Annotated in this window: 16 protein-coding genes; 10 read left to right on the forward strand and 6 right to left on the reverse strand. The window is 71.6% G+C overall.

Features of this window, described 5'->3' with window-relative positions; all coding sequences use genetic code 11:
• Positions 1 to 3: 3 nt before the first annotated feature.
• A complete protein-coding gene (locus E4T13_RS28920) occupies positions 4 to 804 on the reverse strand; it encodes an SDR family NAD(P)-dependent oxidoreductase (RefSeq protein ID WP_137181799.1) in 801 nt (266 codons plus the stop codon).
• 95 nt (positions 805 to 899) lie between these two features.
• Here E4T13_RS28920 and E4T13_RS28925 point away from each other — a divergent pair, with 95 nt between their 5' ends.
• From E4T13_RS28925 to E4T13_RS28935, 3 genes are read left to right on the forward strand one after another with little or no spacing between them, the layout of a single operon-like run.
• Positions 900 to 1,673, forward strand: a complete 774-nt coding sequence (locus tag E4T13_RS28925; RefSeq protein WP_170985316.1) for an IclR family transcriptional regulator — start codon at positions 900 to 902, stop codon at positions 1,671 to 1,673.
• Positions 1,670 to 2,710 (forward strand): amidohydrolase, encoded by a 1,041-nt coding sequence (locus tag E4T13_RS28930; protein WP_137181801.1) that lies wholly within the window; start codon positions 1,670 to 1,672, stop codon positions 2,708 to 2,710. The genes E4T13_RS28925 and E4T13_RS28930 overlap by 4 nt, the downstream gene beginning before the upstream one ends.
• A gap of 39 nt (positions 2,711 to 2,749) precedes the next feature.
• Complete coding sequence (locus tag E4T13_RS28935; RefSeq protein ID WP_137181802.1) at positions 2,750 to 3,718, forward strand: tripartite tricarboxylate transporter substrate binding protein; 969 nt, start codon at positions 2,750 to 2,752, stop codon at positions 3,716 to 3,718.
• 6 nt (positions 3,719 to 3,724) lie between these two features.
• Here E4T13_RS28935 and E4T13_RS28940 read toward each other — a convergent pair whose 3' ends face one another.
• Entirely contained in the window at positions 3,725 to 4,618 is an 894-nt protein-coding gene (locus tag E4T13_RS28940) for a LysR substrate-binding domain-containing protein (RefSeq protein ID WP_137181803.1), read from the reverse strand.
• Between the two features lie 107 nt (positions 4,619 to 4,725).
• Here E4T13_RS28940 and E4T13_RS28945 point away from each other — a divergent pair, with 107 nt between their 5' ends.
• The 4 genes from E4T13_RS28945 to E4T13_RS28960 all read left to right on the forward strand — a co-directional run bounded on the left by E4T13_RS28945 (position 4,726) and on the right by E4T13_RS28960 (position 9,601).
• Entirely contained in the window at positions 4,726 to 5,703 is a 978-nt protein-coding gene (locus E4T13_RS28945) for a tripartite tricarboxylate transporter substrate binding protein (RefSeq protein WP_137181804.1), read from the forward strand.
• A 30-nt stretch (positions 5,704 to 5,733) separates the two neighbouring features.
• Complete coding sequence (locus E4T13_RS28950; protein WP_137181805.1) at positions 5,734 to 6,522, forward strand: enoyl-CoA hydratase/isomerase family protein; 789 nt, start codon at positions 5,734 to 5,736, stop codon at positions 6,520 to 6,522.
• The gene (locus tag E4T13_RS28955) at positions 6,519 to 8,570 is read left to right on the forward strand and encodes an acetate--CoA ligase family protein (protein WP_137181806.1); all 2,052 of its coding nucleotides are present in this window, start codon (positions 6,519 to 6,521) and stop codon (positions 8,568 to 8,570) included. The genes E4T13_RS28950 and E4T13_RS28955 overlap by 4 nt, the downstream gene beginning before the upstream one ends.
• Before the next feature lie 68 nt (positions 8,571 to 8,638).
• The gene (locus E4T13_RS28960; RefSeq protein WP_170985317.1) at positions 8,639 to 9,601 is read left to right on the forward strand and encodes a tripartite tricarboxylate transporter substrate binding protein; all 963 of its coding nucleotides are present in this window, start codon (positions 8,639 to 8,641) and stop codon (positions 9,599 to 9,601) included.
• A gap of 10 nt (positions 9,602 to 9,611) precedes the next feature.
• Here the strand turns inward: E4T13_RS28960 and E4T13_RS28965 are convergent, their stop codons facing one another.
• Together E4T13_RS28965 and E4T13_RS28970 are read right to left on the reverse strand one after the other, a co-directional pair.
• Positions 9,612 to 10,400, reverse strand: coding sequence for a citryl-CoA lyase (locus tag E4T13_RS28965; RefSeq protein WP_137181808.1), 789 nt, complete (start codon positions 10,398 to 10,400; stop codon positions 9,612 to 9,614).
• A 4-nt stretch (positions 10,401 to 10,404) separates the two neighbouring features.
• Entirely contained in the window at positions 10,405 to 11,034 is a 630-nt protein-coding gene (locus tag E4T13_RS28970) for a TetR/AcrR family transcriptional regulator (RefSeq protein WP_137181809.1), read from the reverse strand.
• A 130-nt stretch (positions 11,035 to 11,164) separates the two neighbouring features.
• Here E4T13_RS28970 and E4T13_RS28975 point away from each other — a divergent pair, with 130 nt between their 5' ends.
• The 3 genes from E4T13_RS28975 (at position 11,165) to E4T13_RS28985 (ending at position 14,735) form a co-directional block, all read left to right on the forward strand.
• On the forward strand, positions 11,165 to 12,322 hold the full coding sequence (locus E4T13_RS28975) for an acyl-CoA dehydrogenase family protein (protein ID WP_137181810.1): 1,158 nt from the start codon (positions 11,165 to 11,167) through the stop codon (positions 12,320 to 12,322).
• Positions 12,323 to 12,462: 140 nt separating this feature from the next.
• On the forward strand, positions 12,463 to 13,146 hold the full coding sequence (locus tag E4T13_RS28980) for a cysteine hydrolase family protein (protein WP_137181811.1): 684 nt from the start codon (positions 12,463 to 12,465) through the stop codon (positions 13,144 to 13,146).
• On the forward strand, positions 13,143 to 14,735 hold the full coding sequence (locus E4T13_RS28985; RefSeq protein ID WP_206030326.1) for a hypothetical protein: 1,593 nt from the start codon (positions 13,143 to 13,145) through the stop codon (positions 14,733 to 14,735). Before E4T13_RS28980 ends, E4T13_RS28985 begins: the two co-directional genes overlap by 4 nt.
• Here the strand turns inward: E4T13_RS28985 and E4T13_RS28990 are convergent, their stop codons facing one another.
• Entirely contained in the window at positions 14,736 to 16,133 is a 1,398-nt protein-coding gene (locus tag E4T13_RS28990) for an AtzE family amidohydrolase (protein WP_137181812.1), read from the reverse strand.
• The gene (locus tag E4T13_RS28995) at positions 16,130 to 16,342 is read right to left on the reverse strand and encodes a DUF4089 domain-containing protein (RefSeq protein ID WP_137181813.1); all 213 of its coding nucleotides are present in this window, start codon (positions 16,340 to 16,342) and stop codon (positions 16,130 to 16,132) included. The genes E4T13_RS28990 and E4T13_RS28995 overlap by 4 nt, the downstream gene beginning before the upstream one ends.
• Positions 16,343 to 16,346: the final 4 nt, after the last annotated feature.

Raw genomic sequence — 16,346 nt, forward strand, 5'->3', positions numbered from 1 at the left:
GCCTCAGCCGCAGCGCACCGACATGCCGCCATCCACCACCAGCTCCGTGCCGGTGACGAAGCGCGCTTCCTCCGAAGCCAGGAACAGCACGGCATTTGCGGTGTCGCGCCCGTCGCCCGCGAAACCGAGCGGAATGCGCGACAGGCGCTGCTTCACCAGCGCCTCGACATCGCCGCCGGCGCGCTGGCCGGCCAGCCGCACCTCCACCATCGGCGTGTGCATCTGGCCCGGCACCACCGTGTTCACGCGGATGCCCTTCGCCGCGTATTGCACCGCCACCACGCGCGAAAGCTGGATGACGCCCGCCTTGGAAGCCGCATAGGCCACCTGCGCCGCGCCGGTCCATCGGATGCCGGAGGTCGAGGCCATGTTCACCACCGCGCCGCCGCCCTGCCGCTCCATCACCGGCAGCACATGCTTCAGCGTCAGGAAGACGCTCTTGAGGTTGGTGTCGATCTGCAGGTCCCAGGCGTCTTCCGCCATCTCCACCGGCCCGCCCGCGGCGGAGCCGCCGACATTGTTGACCAGCACGTCGATGCGCTGATGCCGTGCCACCACAGCCGCCACCAGGCGCGCGATCGCGGCGCCGTCCGTCACGTCCAGCAGCGCCGTCTCGAAGCGACCGCCCTCGGCGGCGATGCGCTCGGCGGTCTCGGTCATCGACTCCGGCTTGCGGTCCACGCCGATCACCGTCGCGCCTTCCCGCGCCAGGGCCACCGCGATGGCGCGACCATTCCCCCAGCCCGGCCCGACGCAGCCGGCGCCGGTGACGATCGCGACCTTGCCGGTGAAGCGCGCGGCCATGGTGTTCCTCCCTCGATGCCGTCGGCTGCTTGCCGCGAATTTCCGCTGCGTGCAACGTGCTTCCGCAGGTCGGAAAATCAGGTTACAAGGCGCGCGTGAGGAAACCCGAGACGACGGCAAGAAGGCCAGGAAGGCCCGCCGCACCACGCCTGGCGCCCGACACGGATGGCAATGTCCGCGCCGTCGACCGCGCCCTCGCCCTGCTGCTGGCCTTCGGGGACAACGAGGCCGCGCTGCCGCTGGCCGACATCGCCCGCCGCGCCGGGCTGCACATGACCACCGCGCTGCGCCTGCTCGGCACGCTCGAACATCACGGCTTCGTCCGCCGCCTGCCCGCGGGCGGCTATGCGCTGGGTCCGCAGCTGCTCGTGCTGGGCGAGCGCTTCCGCCGTGGCTTGCGGCTGGAAGACCACGTGCTGCCCGCGCTCGAGCGACTGCGCGACGAAAGCCATGAGAGCGCGGCCTTCTTCGTGCGCGAGGGCGCGGCGCGGCGCTGCCTGTTTCGCCGCGACAGCCCGCAGCCGGTGCGCACCGTCGCGCAGGAAGGCGCGGTGGCGCCGCTGGGGATCGGCGCGCATGGGCGCGCGCTGGTCGCTCTGGAGGCCGACCCGCCGCCGCGCCTGCCCGTCGTCAGCCGTGGCGAGCGGCTGAAGGAAGTGGCCGCAATCGCCGCGCCGGTACTGGATTCGCGCGGAGAGGTGGCGGGTTCCATCGGCATCACCATGCCGCTCTACCGCTTCGACGCGGCGGCGGAGGCGCTGTGCCTGCCGCTGGTGCTGCGCGAGGCGGTGGCGCTGACCCGCGCACTCGGCGGCGACCCCGCGCCGGTCGCGATGCTTGGCAGGCAAAGTCCGGAGATCGCAGCATGAGCAGCCCGCCGCAACAGCACTACCTCTCGGTTCGCCCCGACTGGCTGGCGACGACGCCGGAAGACGCGCTGGATCCGGCCCAGCCCATCATCGACCCGCACCACCATCTGTGGGACCGGCCGGGCTGGCGCTACCTGCTGCATGACTTCCTGGATGACCTGAACAGCGGCCACGACATCCGCTCCACCGTCTACATCCAGGCCCGCGCGATGCATCGCGCGGACGGGCCGGAGGCGATGCAGCCCGTGGGCGAGACCGAATTCGCCAACGGCATCGCGGCGATGAGCGCCAGCGGCGGCTACGGCAGGATGCGCGTGAATGCCGGCATCGTCGGATTCGCCGATCTGCGCCATGGCGACGCGATCCGCCCGGTGCTGGAAGCGCATGTCGCCGCGGGCAGCGGCCGCTTCCGCGGCATCCGCCACATCGCCACCTGGGACCCCGAGCCTGAACTGCTCAATCCCGCCTACACGCCGGCCGAGGACATGCTGGACAGCGCGGCCTTCCGCGCGGGCTTCGCGCATCTGGCGCCGCTCGGCCTCAGCTACGATGCGTGGCTCTACTTCCACCAGATCCCGCGCCTCACCGCGCTCGCACGCGCGTTCCCCGGCACGCCCATCGTGCTGGACCATTGCGGCGGCATCCTCGGCATCGGCCGCTACGCCGGCAGGCGTGACGAGGTCTTCGCGGCCTGGTCGGCCGCGACCGGCGAACTGGCCGGCTGCCCGAACGTGATGGTGAAGCTCGGTGGCCTGGGCATGCGCCAGCCCGGCTTCGGCTTCGAGGCGCGGGCCCGCGCGCCCTCCTCCATCGAGCTTGCGGAAGCCTGGCGCCCCTGGATGGAGCGATGCATCGAGGCCTTCGGCACCGCGCGCTGCATGTTCGAGAGCAACTTTCCCGTGGACAAGGGCGGCTATGCCTATGGCGTCGGATGGAACGCGATGAAGCGCATCGCCGCCGGCGCCACCGCGGAGGAGAAGGCCGACCTGTTCTGGCGCAGCGCCGCCCGCTTCTACCGTCTGCCGGATATCGGCTGACGCAACCCGGTTTCACGTCAGCACGCAGGAGGAACACGCATGAAGTTCAGAAGCATCGCCATCGCGCTGCTCGGCCTGGTGGTCGCCTTGCCCGCCTTTGCGCAGGACCGTTTCCCGACGCGGCCGGTACGCTTCGTCGTTCCCTTCGCCGCGGGCGGCCCGAGCGACATCGTCGCGCGCCTGCTGGCGCCGCACATGCAGCAGACGCTCGGGCAGCCGGTGGTGGTGGACAACCGCGTCGGCGCCGGTGGCGTCACCGGCGTGGACGTGATCGCGAAAGCCGCGCCGGACGGGTATGTGTTCGGCATCGGCAGCGCCGGCGCGCTGGCGATCTCGCCCAATCTCGGCCGCGGCACGCCCTACAACCCGCTGCAGGATCTCGCGCCGGTCACGCTCGGCGTGCTGGTGCCGGAGCCGGTGGTGGTGCCGGGCATCTCGCCCTATCGCAGCCTGCAGGATCTGGTGAACGATGCGCGGGCGCGGCCGGGCGCGCTGAACTTCGGCTCCACCGGCAACGGCTCCATGCCGCATCTGGCCGCCGAGCAGCTTCGCGCCGCGGCGGGCCTCGACATGGTGCAGATCGCCTACAACAGCGGCGGGCAGCTCGCCACCGCGATCCTGCGCAACGAGGTCCAGCTCGGCTTCGCCGACCTGCCGGTGCTGCTGCCGCATATCAGCGCCGGCACCATGCGCGCGCTGGCGGTCGGTACGCCACAGCGCGTGAGCTGGCTGCCGGACGTGCCGACCTTCCGCGAGCTCGGCATGCCCAGCGTGGATGCCAGCAACTGGCACGGGCTGATCGCGCCGGCGCGTACCGAGCCGCAGGCGCTCGCGGCGATCCGTCGTGCGGCCATCGCGGCGCTGCAGGATCCCGACATCAGGGCAAAGCTGAACCAGCAGGGCGCCATTCCCGGCGGCAACAGCCCCGAGGAATTCGGCGCCTTCATGCGCAGCGAGCTCGCCAAATGGGGCGAGGTCATCCGCAAGAACAACATCCGCGTGGATTGACCAACGCTAGCCGAGGCGCCGCGGGTCTGGCGCGGCCATCAGCGCCTCGGCATTTGCTTCGTCCACCAGCCAGTGGCGGAACGCCTGCGCGGCCGGTCGCTGCCGGCCGGGCGGCAGCAACAGCCAGTAATGTTCGCCGGTCGCCGCCTCCGTCCCGGGCAGGGGCGTGAGGCGGCGGCGGCGCACCTCCTCCGCCACATAGGCGGGCGGGCAGATCACCGCGCCGAGTCCCTCCAGCGCGGCCTGGATCGCCAGCGACGTGCTTTCGAACAGCAGTGGCTGCACCGGCCCCGCGCCTCCGCGCTGCGCGGCCTGCCAGGTCGCCCAGTCGCCGGGCCGCACGCGGCTGCCAAGGCGCGTCAGCCCCGCGGCACCTTCGCGACGCAGCGCCGCGGGCGTCGCATGCGGCATCAGCGTGATCGGCTGCAGCCGCAACGCGCCCTTCTGCGGCGGGCCGGCATGGCTGCGCACCGCGACATCGAGCCCCTCCCGCGCGAAGTCCACCTGTGCTGCCGTCGAGGTCATCACTTCGATCTCGATCGCCGGGTGCAGCGCACGGAAGCGCGGCAGGCGCGGGATCAGCCAGCGCAGCGCCCAGGTGGTGTAGGCGCGCACCCGCAGCGGCGCAGCCGGCCCGGCGCCAAGTTCCGCCGTGGCCTGGCGGATGGCGCCGAACGCCTCGCGCAGCGCTGCGGCGTAGCGCGCGCCGGCCTCGGTCGGCACCACGGCATTGGCGCCGCGCTGCAGCAGGGCGACGCCGAGCACGGTCTCCAACTCCCGCACGCGCCGGCTGACGGCAGGCTGTGTCACATTCAGGCGCGACGCCGCGGCAGCAAGGCTGCCACGCTCCACGGCAAGCGCGAAGGCGTGCAGCGCGGCGAGCGGCGGCAGGCGGTCCATCGGCGCAGCCTAACAAAATCTTGGGGCAGGGCAAAGATTCAAAGCTCGACCGCCGCGGTTCCGGGGTGCAGAAGATGCGGCCGAAGAAGCACAAGGAGGAACCCGTCATGCGCCGTCGCCACGCCCTTGCCCTTGCGGCCCTGCTGCCAATGCCGCGCCTCGCGCGCGCGCAGCAGGCGGATTTCCCGACCCGGGCGATGCGCCTGGTCATCCCCTTTACGGCCGGCGGCAGCAACGACATCGTCGGCCGCTTCATCGCGGAGGACATGGCGGCCCGGCTCGGCCACCCCATCGTCATCGAGAACCGCGGCGGTGCCGGCGGCGTGCTGGGCACCGACCTGGTCGCAAAGGCGGCGCCCGATGGCTACACCATGCTGCTCGCGGGCAGCGGCAGCTTCCTGATCTCCTCCCTGGTGCAGCCGCGCCTGCCCTTCGATCCCGAGAAGGATTTCGCGCCCATCGGCTTCATCGGCGCCGCGCCGAACGTGATCTGCGTCAACCCCAGCGTGAATGCCCGCAACCTTCGGGAGCTTCAGGCCGTGGCGAAGGCCTCGCCAACACCGATGCGCTATGGCTCGCCCGGCGTCGGAACCACGGGCCATGCGCTCGGCGCGATGATCGGCGTGGTGCTCGGCGCGGAGCTGGAGCCGGTGCACTACCGCGGCACCGGACCGGCCCTGACGGATGTGCTGGCGGGGCGGCTGGAGATCATCACCAACGCGTCCGCGCCGCTGCAGCCGCATATCGCCTCCGGCCGGCTGCGCGCGCTGGCCATCGCCGGCAAGACCCGCAGCGCCGCGCTGCCGGATGTTCCGACCAGCGTGGAACAGGGCTTCCCGGAGCTCGACAGCGCCACCTGGTATGCGTTGCTCGCGCCGGCCGGCACGCCGGCTGACCGCATCGCGATCCTGCATCGCGCGCTGAACGCGACGCTCAACGATCCCGCCATCCGCCGCAAGCTGGTGGAGAACGGGGTGGACGAGATCGCGCCGAGTGCCACGCCCGCCGATCTCGCCGCCCTGCTGGTGGAGGAGCGGACGCGCTGGAAGCGCGTGGTGGAACGCGCGAAGCTCCGCGTCGAATAGATCTCCGCGTCGCATAGAAGGACCGACAGCATGAGCGAAGAAACCGCCATCGCCTACGCGGTGGAGGATGGGATCGCCACGCTCCGCATCAATCGACCGGAGCGGCGCAACGCCATCGACGACGCGACGCGCCGGGAGATGATCGCCGCGCTGGAGGAAGCAGGGGCCGATGCCGCCGTGCGCGCGCTCGTCGTCACCGGCACCGGCAGCGCCTTCTGCGCCGGCGGCGATGTGCGCGGCATGCAGCAACGCCTGTCCGCCCCGGCCGAGGAGGTCGCCTTCAACGGCTGGCGCCGCCAGGGCCGCACGCATCGCGCCGTCGCGCTGCTGCACAACTTCCCAAAGCCCACCATCGCCGCGGTGAACGGCGCCGCCGCCGGCCTTGGCTGCGACGTCGCGCTGGCCTGCGACTTCGTGATGGCGGCGGAGAGTGCGCATTTCACCATGAGCTTCGTCGCCCGCGGCCTGATCCCCGATGGCGGCGGCATGTATTTCCTGCCGCGCCGCGTCGGCCTGGCGCGCGCGAAGGAACTGGTGTTCAGCGGCCGCCGCGTCGGCGCGGCGGAGGCGCTGGCGATGGGCATGATCGAGCGCGTGGTGCCGGATGCCGAGCTTCCCGCCGCCGCCGCGGCGTGGGCGAAGGAGCTCTCCGCCGGCTCACCCGCCGCGTTGGCACTCGCGAAATCCGTGCTCGACCGCTCGCTGGAGATGAGCTTCGAGGACGTGCTGGCGGAAGGCGCGAAGGCGCAGGCCATCTGCTACACCACCGGCGAGCACCGCGCGTCCGTCGAAGCCTTCCTACAGAAGTCGAAGCGATGAGCGGGCTCGATCGCCTGCTGCGGCCGCAGAGCGTCGCGGTCATCGGCGCTTCGGCGGATGTCACGCGCACCACGGGCCGGCCTGTCGGCTATCTGCAGCGCCACGGCTTCGGCGGCGCGATCTGGCCGGTCAATCCGCGCGTGCAGCAGGTCGCGGGTCTGCCCTGCTTCCCCGATGTGGCGAACCTGCCCGGCGCCCCCGATGTCGGTATCGTGCTGCTCGCCGCCGACCGCGCAGAGGCCGCCTTGCGCGCGCTGGCCGAGCGCGGCGCCGCGGCCGCCATCGTGCTGGCCGGCGGGTTTGCCGAAAGCGGCGGCGACGGCACGGATCGCCAGGCGCGATTGAAGGCGGCGGCGGGCAGCATGCGCCTGCTCGGCCCGAACACCATCGGCCTCGTGAACCTGACGGACCGCGTCGTGCTCTCGGCCTCCGGTGCGCTGGAGGTGGAGGATCTCGCGGCGGGGCGCATCGCCCTGGTCTCGCAATCCGGCGGCATCCTCGGCGCGGTGCTGTCGCGTGGCGCGGCGCAGGGGATCGGCTTTTCAAGCCTGGTCGCCACCGGCAACGAGGCGGACATCGATGTGGCGGACGTGCTGCATCACCTCGCGGACGATCCCGCCACCGACGTGGTCGCGCTGTATGTCGAGGGGCTGCGCCGGCCGGATGCCTTTCGCGCCGCGGCGCGCAAGGCCGCATCCGCCGGCAAGCGCATCGTCGCCTACAAGGTCGGGCGCTCGGAGGCCGGGGCGCAGGCCGCGATCTCCCACACCGGCGCGCTGGCCGGCGCGGATCGGCTGTACGACGCGCTGTTCCGCCAGCTTGGCATCGTTCGCGCGGAGCGCTTCGCGGATTTGCTGGACATCGCCGCCGCGCTGGCCACGCGGCGCGTCGCGAAGGGGCGTCGCGTTGCGGTGCTGACCTCCACCGGCGGGGCGGGCGCGCTGCTCGCCGACAGCTTCGGTCTGGCCGGTTTCACCCTGCCGCCGCCCGATGCGGCAACCGCCGAACGGCTCGGCGCGCTGACGGGCGAGGCCGCCGTGGCAAACCCGCTGGACCTGACGCTCGCCGGGCTGAAGCCGGAGGTGCTGAACGGCGCGATCGCCGCGTTGCTGGACAGCCCGAGCTACGACGCGCTCGCCGTCGTCGTCGGCTCCTCCGCGCTGGCGCAGCCCCGCCTGGCGGCGGATGCCATCGCGGCGGGGCAGGCGCTCGGCGACAAGCCGCTGCTCGCCTATCTCAGCCCGCATGCGCCGCAGATCGGCGCGGCCCTGCAGCGCCAGGGCATTCCCGCGACGAGCGCGCCGGAAGCCGCGGCAACGATGCTCGCCGCGCTTGCCACGCCGGTCGCGGTGACGCCCGCAGCGAACCTGCCGCAGCCCGCGCCGGACCTCGCCTCCGGCCCGTTGGACGAGGCGGAGAGCAAGGCCCTGTTCGCGCGCTTCGGCATCACGCCAGTGCGCGAGGTCGCCTGCGCCACGCCGGAGGAAGCCGCCGCGGCCGCTGTGGGCCTTGGCGAAACCGTCGTGCTGAAGGCGCTGTCCCGCCACCTCGCCCACAAGAGCGATGTCGGTGGCGTACGGCTGGGCGTGCCGGTTGCCGAGGTCGCGGCCGAAGGTGCAGCGATGCTCGCCCGCGTCACGGTCGCTGCCGGCCGCGCGCCGGACGGGCTGCTGGTGCAGGAACAGCTTCGCGACGGCGTGGAGGTGATCCTCGGCCTGCAGCGCGATCCGCTGCTTGGCACTGCGATCCTGCTTGGGATGGGTGGCGTCGCTGCGGAGCTGTTCGGCGACACCGCGCTGCGCCTGCTGCCGCTGGATCGCGCCACGGCGGAAGGCATGCTCGACGAACTGCGCGGCGCGCCGCTGCTGCGCGGCTTTCGCGGGCGCCCGCGCGCCGATGTGCCCGCGCTGATCGATGCGGTGCTGGCCTTTGCCGCGATGGGCGAGGCGCTCGGCGCCCGGCTTGTCACCGCGGAGATAAACCCGCTCTTCGTCCTGCCGGAAGGGCAGGGCGTGCGGGCGGCCGATGCGCTCGCGGTGCTCGCCTGATCAGGAGGCTTTGACTCCTGACCCGCGGGTAAGACATCCTTCCCTCAGCGATGATGGGAGGAATGCCGATGTTCCGCAGGACCCTGCTGCGCGGCCTGGCCGCCGCGCCCTTGCTGCCCGCGGCCGGTGCCTTCGCGCAGCAGCCGGCCACGACGCGCATCGTAATCCCCTTCGCCGCCGGCGGCCCGATCGACCTGATCGGTCGCTTGCTGGCGGAGAAGCTCGGCAGCAGGCTCGGCAGCACCTTCATCGTGGACAACCGCCCCGGCGGCAACGGCGTGGTGGCCGGGCAATACGTCTTCCGCGCGCCGACCGATGGCTCGGTGCTGTATTTCGGCGCGGTCTCCACCTTCTGCATCACGCCGAACCTCGAGGCGAACATGCCCTTCGATCCCCGCGCCTTCACGCCGGTGACGCGCGTAGTGGTCAGCGGATCGGGCCTGGCGATCAATGCCGCGATTCCCGCGCGCACCGTGCCCGAACTCGTCGCCTGGGCGCGCGGCCGCGGCCAGCCGCTGAAGGTCGCATCGAACGGGAACGGCAGCATCGCGCATGCCTGGCTGGAGCTGTTCCGCAAGGCGACCGGCCTCGACATCCTGCACGTGCCCTATCGCGGCGCCGGGCCGGCGCTGGTCGCGATCACCGCGGGCGAGGTGGATGCCGGCTTCTCCGACCTGCTGGTGCAGTTGCCGTTGGCGCGCGACAACCGCATCCGCATCCTCGGCCTGGTCGGCACCGAACGGCATCGCGCGGCGCCGGACATTCCCACCATCGCCGAGCAGGGCTTCCCCGGCGTCAACGGGCTGAGCTGGTCCGGCATCGTCGCGCCGCCGGCGACGCCGCTGCCGCTGCGGACCCGCCTGGCGGAAGCGATTGCCGAGGCGCTATCCGACCCCGCCATCGAGCAGCGGCTGATCAGCTTCGGCTCCGCGCCTGCGCCGATGACGCCGCCGGAATTCGGCCGTTACCTGGAAGCGGAGACGGCGTTCTGGGCGCAGGTTATCCGGGACGCCCGCATCACGATGGGATGAGGCGCGGCCATCAAGCGCCGCCGTCATCCTCCGGCGGTTCGTAGGGGATGGCGTCATCCACCATGCGCCAGATGCGCCGCCCCGACCCGGTGCGCCGCTCCTCCATGATGTGGCCGGGCAGGCCGCCGGCGCGAGAGACCACGGCCATCGCGCGCATCGCTTCCAGCGGGATGCCGATCTCGCAGAGCAGCGCGGCGATGGCGCCGGTCGCGTTGATGGTCATGTGCCGCCCGAGCGCCGCATCCAGCGCGACGCCGAGGGCGCGCAGCACGCGGATATGATCGCCCTTCAGGTCCAGCTCCTCGCCAATGGCCAGCAGGCGCAGCGCGCGGGGATCGTCTGGCTTGTGCAGGCGGTGGCCGAAGCCCGGCAGCGCCGCCTTGCGGGTCATGTGGTCGGCCACGACCGCTTGCGCGAAGGCCTCCGCATCGCCACCGCGTTCGACGCCTTCGCGCAGGATGCGCGCGCAGCCTTCCATGGTGCCGACGAAGACGCTGCCGATCGGCAGCAGACCCGCCGCCATCGCCACCTGGCTCTCGCCGGGCACGTTGTCCGCGATCAGGCGCGTGACGATGGCGCTGATGGTCATCCCGTGCTCCATCAGCGTGACCAGGCAGGCATCCAGCACCTTGGTCTCGGTCGCACCCGGCATCCGGCCGGTGGTCAGGAAGTAGACCATCTCGGTGTAGGTCCGGTGGCCGATCAGCTCGTTGACCAGGTCCTTGCCGCGGACGGTGATGCTGGTCTCGGTCGAGGTCGCGATGTTGGTGGCGAGCTTGCGCTGTTTCGAAGGATGCATCGCCTCAGCCCTTTGCCTGCTCGGCCAGCCCGTGCAGCAGCAGGCCGATCAGTTCCTCCGCCACCTGGCCGAAGCCCAGCGGGCCGCGCGGATCGTAGCTTTCGAGGATCCAGCCGACGGCGCCCGCCCAGGCGCTGACGACCACCTTCGGGTCGCAGCGCCGAACCGAGCCATCGGCGATTCCTTCGGCGACCAGGGTGCGCAGCCGGTCGCGACGCGCGCGGCGGCGACGGTCAAGTTTCTGTCGCAGCGGCGGCGGCAAGGCGCGCTGCTCGCGCAATGGCACGATATGCGAATCGGGCGTGGCGCCGTTCAGCAGATAGGCGCGGACATAAAGCTCCATCTTCTCGAGGCCAGAGCGGCCTTCCTGCGTGGCGCGATCGAGCGCCTGGTCCGCGAGGTCGAAGGCCTGCACGTAGCATTCGTACAGCAGCTCCTGCTTGTTGCGGAAATAGTAGTAGACGGCCGGCTTGGTGATGCGCAGCCGCTCCGCGATGTCGTCGATGGAGCACAGCGCGAAGCCGCGCTGGTTGAACTGCCGTGCCGCTTCCGCAAGGATGGCGGCGCGCCGCGTCTCGTAATCCTGGCTGCGGTCGAACACCGCGGCCCGGCTCGTGCGTTTCCTCTGGCTCATGCCGCCGTCCTAGGCGGCCGCTGGGCGCTCGTCCAGCGCGAAGTGCGATAGGAACTTACCCATGGGTCAAATCGCGCGTTGACCATCTGCGCTATCCCGGCCGATCCTGCGGCCGGAGGAATTGCCTGCCATGCTGGAGATGGAGATCCGCCCGGAGCTGGCGGAGATGCGCCGGGAGGTCCGCCGCTTCGTGGAAGCCGAGCTGCGCCCCTTCGCGGAGGCGATGGACCGCGGCAGCGACTACCCGCCCGGCCTGACGGAGGCGCTGGCACGCCAGGGCTTTCTGGGCATCCGCCTGGCGGAGGAGCATGGCGGCGCCGGCATGGGCCTGGCGCAATACTGTCTGGTGCAGGAGGAGCTGGCCCGTGGCCACCCGATCTTCCCCGTGCTGGTGGCGAGCTCCAGCGGGCTGACGCCCATGGCCATCCAGCGCCACGGCACGCCGGCGCAGAAGGCGCGCTACCTGCCGAAGCTGCCGCGCGGCGAATCGCGCACCGCCTTCGCGCTGAGCGAGCCTGAAGCGGGATCGGACGCCGGCGCAATTCGCACGCGGGCGCGGCGCCAGGATGGCGGCTGGGTGATCAACGGCATGAAGCAGTTCATCTCCAATGCCGATGTGGCCGATCTGTTCCTGGTGATGGCGGTGACAGACCCCGAGAAGGGCGGCGGCGGCGGCGTCACCGGCTTCCTGGTGGAGCGCGGCACGCAAGGCCTCGTCGTCGGCCGCGTGGACCGCACCATGGGCACCGATGCCTGGACCGTGGCGGAGGTGATGCTGCACGACTGCGTCGTGCCGGAGGATGCCGTGCTCGGGGAGGTCGGCCAGGGCTTCCGTCTCGCACTGGAGGCGCTGGACGAAGGTCGGCTCAGCGTGGCCAGCATCTGCCTCGGCACCGCCGACCGCATGCTGGAGCTCTCCGTGGCGCAGGCCAAGGCGCGCCGCACCTTCGGCGCGCCGCTGGCCGACCGCCAGGCGATCCAGTGGATGATCGCCGATTCGGCGGTGGAGGTCGCGACCGCGCGCAGCCTGCTCTATGAGACGATCCGCGCGCGGGAGGCCGGGCGCCCGACCGGCGTGATGGCCAGCATGTGCAAGCTGCATTGTTCCGAGATGGCCGGCCGCGTCGTGGATCGCGCCGTGCAGATCCATGGCGCCATGGGGCTGATGCGCGGCCAGCCGGTGGAGCGCGCCTTCCGCGACATGCGCCTGTTCCGCATCGGCGAAGGCTCTTCCGAGGTGCAGCGCATGGTCATTGCGCGCGGGCTTCTGCGCGGCATGGCTGGCTGAGTCTGCTCCCCCGGCGGGCACACCGCGCCCGCGCATGCCCAGCAAAGCGGCTGACCAACGCGGCGTGCCGAAGCGATCCAACCTTCCCGCATCCGGCACGATAGTTGCTTCGCTTTCCGCCACGTGCGGAGCGCGTGGCCATGCCCGTCATCGAGGCGCGACCTTCTGCGATCGAGTTCGACCCCGGCAGCGCCGCGCTGCTGGTCATCGACATGCAGCGCGACTTCCTGGAGCCGGGCGGCTTCGGCGCGGCGCTGGGCAATGACGTCTCGCTGCTCGGCCGCGTCGTGGCGCCATGCCGGGACGCGCTGCGCATCGCGCGTGCGGCCGGCATCGCCGTGTTGCACACGCGGGAAGGGCATCGCCCCGATCTCTCCGACGCGCCGCGCGCGAAGGTGCATCGCTCGCCGCCCGGGCTGCGCATCGGCGATCCCGGCCCGATGGGGCGCATCCTCATCCGTGGCGAGCCGGGCCACGAGATCGTGCCGGAACTCGCGCCGGAACCCGGCGAGCCGGTGATCGACAAGCCCGGCAAGGGCGCCTTCTACCAGACCGACCTCGAACTGATGCTGCGCAACCGCGGCATCGAGACGCTGCTGGTCGCCGGCGTCACCACCGAGGTCTGCGTCCACACCACCGTGCGCGAGGCGAATGACCGCGGCCTGCGCTGCATCGTGCTGGCGGATTGCTGCGGCTCCTACTTCCCCGAATTCCACGAGGCCGCGCTGGCGATGGTCGCGGCGCAGGGCGGGATCTTCGGCTGGGTCAGCGATGTCGCGGCGCTGCGCCGCGCGATGGGCGAAACCGGAAGGGACACAGCATGAGCATCGCCAGCGCGCCCATGACGGCGCCAGCACAGCCGAGGCTATGGACCCAGGGCGACTGGAATGCCTTCTTCGGCTTCGGCACCAACATCCTCGTCAACCTGCTGGTGCTGACGGGGCTGCTGCGCTTCGTGCTGCAGATGCCGGATGCGCTGGTGTTCGGCCGCATCCTGCCGGCCATCGGGCTGATGCTGTTCCTCAGCACCGGCTACTACGCCTGGCTCGCCTGGCGGCTGGCGAAGCAGACCGGCCGCGACGATGTCTGCGCGCTGCCCTCCGGGGTCAGCGTGCCGCACATGTTCATCGTCACCTTCGTCATCATGCTGCCCATCCTCTCCCGCACCAACGATCCGGTGAAGGCGTGGGAGGCCGGGCTGACCTGGGTCTTCATCCAAAGCCTGATCCTCATGGCCGGCGGCTTCATCGCACCGCTGATCCGCCGCGTCACGCCGCGCGCCGCGCTGCTCGGTACGCTCGCTGGCGTGTCCATCACCTTCATCTCGATGCGCCCGGCGGCGGAGATCTACATGACGCCGGCGATCGGCGTTCTCTGCCTCGGCGTCATCCTGCTGGGATGGTTCGGCGGCGTGCGCTACTGGCGCGGGCTGCCGGCGGGGCTGATCGCCATCGGCCTCGGCGTGGCCATCGCCTGGGTTGCCGCGATGCTCGGCCTTGGCGTCGGCGGCATGTCCTTCGGCCGGCTGGCCGACAGCTTCGCCAATCTCGGCTTCTCCGTGCCGCTGCCGGCCGTCGGCCATGTGTTCGGCGGGTTCGAGTTCATCGGCATCATCCTCGTCACCGCCATCCCCTTCGGCATCTACGACCTGGTCGAGGCGATGGACAATGTGGAGAGCGCCGAGGCGGCGGGCGATTCCTATCCCACCACGCGCGTGCTGACCGCCGACGGCGCGGTCAGCTTCATCGGCTGCATGATGGGCAACCCCTTCATCAACGCCGTCTATATCGGCCATCCCGGCTGGAAGGCGATGGGCGGGCGCATCGGCTATTCCGCCGCGACGGGTGTGATGGTGCTGGTGCTCACCTGGCTCGGCATCGCCTCCGTGCTGCTCAGCCTGGTGCCGGTGGTCGCGATCTCGCCGATCCTGCTCTACATCGGCATGCTGATCGGCGCGCAGGCCTTCCAGGAGAGCCCGCGCCACCATGCGCCGGCCATCGCGCTGGCCTTCGTGCCGCATCTCGCCGCCTGGGCGAAGACGCTGATCGACGGCGCCCTGGGCGCGGCCGGCACCAGCGCGGCGGCGATCGGCTTCGACAAGCTGGCGGCGGTGGGCGTGCTCTATCCCGGCCTGGCGAAGCTCGGCGAGGGCGCGATCCTGACGGGGTTGGTGCTGCCCGCCATCACGGTCTTCATCATCGAGCGGGAGTTCATCAAGGCCGCTGCCTTCGCGCTGGCGGGCGCGCTGCTGACCTTCTTCGGCTTCATGCACGGGGAAGCGGTGGGCTTCGCCGTCTCGCCCACCATCTCGGCGGCCTATGCGCTGTTCGCCGCGGGCCTCTTCGCCTTCGCGAAGGTCTCGACACCGGCGGTGCTCGCGGCCCCGCAGCCGCGGCACGCTGCGGCGGAATAGCTACCCGGCGGGGACGGGCGGAGCGGCAACCACGCCGCGCCGCTCCAGCTCCGCCGCCACGCGGAACAACGCATCCTCGCGCCAGGGCGCGGCGATCAGCTGCACGCCGATCGGCAGCCCGCCCGGCGTGCCGATGGCGGCAGGATCGGCCATCGGCACGGCGAGCACCGGCAGGCCGATGCAGGAGATGGGCTGGGTGAACACGCCGAGATGCGGGCGGATCGGCCGTTCCTCGCCATCCACCGCGATCGTCGCCTGGCCGATCGGCGTGGCGGCATGCGGCGTGGCGGGTGCCAGAATGACATCCACCTCATCGAACAGCCTCAGCGCCTCGGCGCGATAGGCGGCACGCAGGCGCTGCGCCTGCACCAGCCAGCTTGCCGGCAGCAGCGCACCCGCCAGGAATCGGTCGCGCGTGCCGGGGTCGAAATCGTCGGGCCGCACGCGCAGGTCCGGCAGATGCAGGTTGCCGCCCTCGGCCATGGTGATGAGGAAGGCGGCGGCGCGGCCAAGCGCGGCGTCCGGGATGGTCACGCGCTGCGTCGCGTCCAGCGCGCGCGCCACCGCTTCCACCGCCGCGAAGACATAGGGGTGGCCGCCGCGCGCGAAGTAGCCGTCCGCCACGCCGATGCGCAGCCCGGCGATGCCTTCACGCAGCAAGGGCGCCACCGCCTCCACCGGCCGATGCTGCTGCGCCGGGTCCTCGGCGTCGAAGCCCTGCATCGCGTCGTAGCAGAGCGCGAGATCGGCGGTGTCGTGCGCGAAGGGCCCGAGATGGTCCAGCGACGCGACGAAGGGGAAGGACCCGCTGCGCGACAGCCGCCCGTAGGTCGGCTTCAGCCCGAAGATGCCGCAGAGCGAGGACGGCACGCGGATCGAGCCATTGGTGTCGCTGCCGAGGCTGAGCGGCACCAGCTCCGCCGCGATGGCCGCGCCGGAACCGCCGGAGGAGCCGCCGGCGATGCGCGTGCGGTCATGCGGATTGCGCGCGGGCCCGTCATGCGCGTTCTCCGTGGTGAAGCCATAGGCATATTCGTCCATGTTGAGTGCACCGAGGCACACCGCGCCGGCGGCCTGCATGCGCCGCACCAGGAAGGCGTCGCGCGCGGCCGGCGGCTTGTCGCGCTCGATCTTCGCGCCGGCCAGCGTGGTGACGCCCGCCAGGTCGAAAAGGTTCTTCACGGCATAGGGCACGCCGGCGAGCGGCCCGGGATTGCGCCCCGCCGCGATGGCGGCATCCACCGCCGCGGCTTCCCGGCGCGCGCGATCGGCGGTGACATCGGTGAAGGCGTTGTAGAGCGGATCGCGCGCGGCGATGTCGGCCAGCGCTTCCTCCACCACCGCCGCCGCGCTGCGCTTGCCGGCGCGGATCGCCGCGGCCGTGGCCTGCGCCGTCATGGCGTGTCGCGCCCGGCGACGAAGACCGGCGCCGGCTCATCTTCCGGCGCCAGCGTCCGCGAAGCCACCAGCGCCGCCATCTGCGCAGCGAGGCGCAGATTGGCCGCCACGCCCGGCAGATGCGCGGGGTCGAGCGGCAGGTCGAGCAGCGCGGCCGCCTGGCGCGCGTAGCCCTCGGCATCGAATGCCGTGCGGTCGGACGATGTCATCGGC

This window comes from Roseomonas sp. AR75 (genome assembly GCF_005222815.1).
Taxonomy (GTDB): Bacteria; Pseudomonadota; Alphaproteobacteria; order Acetobacterales; family Acetobacteraceae; genus Falsiroseomonas.

Coding starts and splice junctions, on each gene's coding strand:
- E4T13_RS28980 (WP_137181811.1), top strand. CDS start 12,463: ATGCCCGTCATCGAGGCGCGACCTTCTGCGATCGAGTTCGACCCCGGC.
- E4T13_RS28950 (WP_137181805.1), top strand. CDS start 5,734: ATGAGCGAAGAAACCGCCATCGCCTACGCGGTGGAGGATGGGATCGCC.
- E4T13_RS28970 (WP_137181809.1), bottom strand. CDS start 11,034: ATGAGCCAGAGGAAACGCACGAGCCGGGCCGCGGTGTTCGACCGCAGC.
- E4T13_RS28935 (WP_137181802.1), top strand. CDS start 2,750: ATGAAGTTCAGAAGCATCGCCATCGCGCTGCTCGGCCTGGTGGTCGCC.
- E4T13_RS28990 (WP_137181812.1), bottom strand. CDS start 16,133: ATGACGGCGCAGGCCACGGCCGCGGCGATCCGCGCCGGCAAGCGCAGC.
- E4T13_RS28975 (WP_137181810.1), top strand. CDS start 11,165: ATGCTGGAGATGGAGATCCGCCCGGAGCTGGCGGAGATGCGCCGGGAG.
- E4T13_RS28940 (WP_137181803.1), bottom strand. CDS start 4,618: ATGGACCGCCTGCCGCCGCTCGCCGCGCTGCACGCCTTCGCGCTTGCC.
- E4T13_RS28920 (WP_137181799.1), bottom strand. CDS start 804: ATGGCCGCGCGCTTCACCGGCAAGGTCGCGATCGTCACCGGCGCCGGC.
- E4T13_RS28995 (WP_137181813.1), bottom strand. CDS start 16,342: ATGACATCGTCCGACCGCACGGCATTCGATGCCGAGGGCTACGCGCGC.
- E4T13_RS28955 (WP_137181806.1), top strand. CDS start 6,519: ATGAGCGGGCTCGATCGCCTGCTGCGGCCGCAGAGCGTCGCGGTCATC.
- E4T13_RS28960 (WP_170985317.1), top strand. CDS start 8,639: ATGTTCCGCAGGACCCTGCTGCGCGGCCTGGCCGCCGCGCCCTTGCTG.
- E4T13_RS28930 (WP_137181801.1), top strand. CDS start 1,670: ATGAGCAGCCCGCCGCAACAGCACTACCTCTCGGTTCGCCCCGACTGG.
- E4T13_RS28945 (WP_137181804.1), top strand. CDS start 4,726: ATGCGCCGTCGCCACGCCCTTGCCCTTGCGGCCCTGCTGCCAATGCCG.
- E4T13_RS28965 (WP_137181808.1), bottom strand. CDS start 10,400: ATGCATCCTTCGAAACAGCGCAAGCTCGCCACCAACATCGCGACCTCG.
- E4T13_RS28985 (WP_206030326.1), top strand. CDS start 13,143: ATGAGCATCGCCAGCGCGCCCATGACGGCGCCAGCACAGCCGAGGCTA.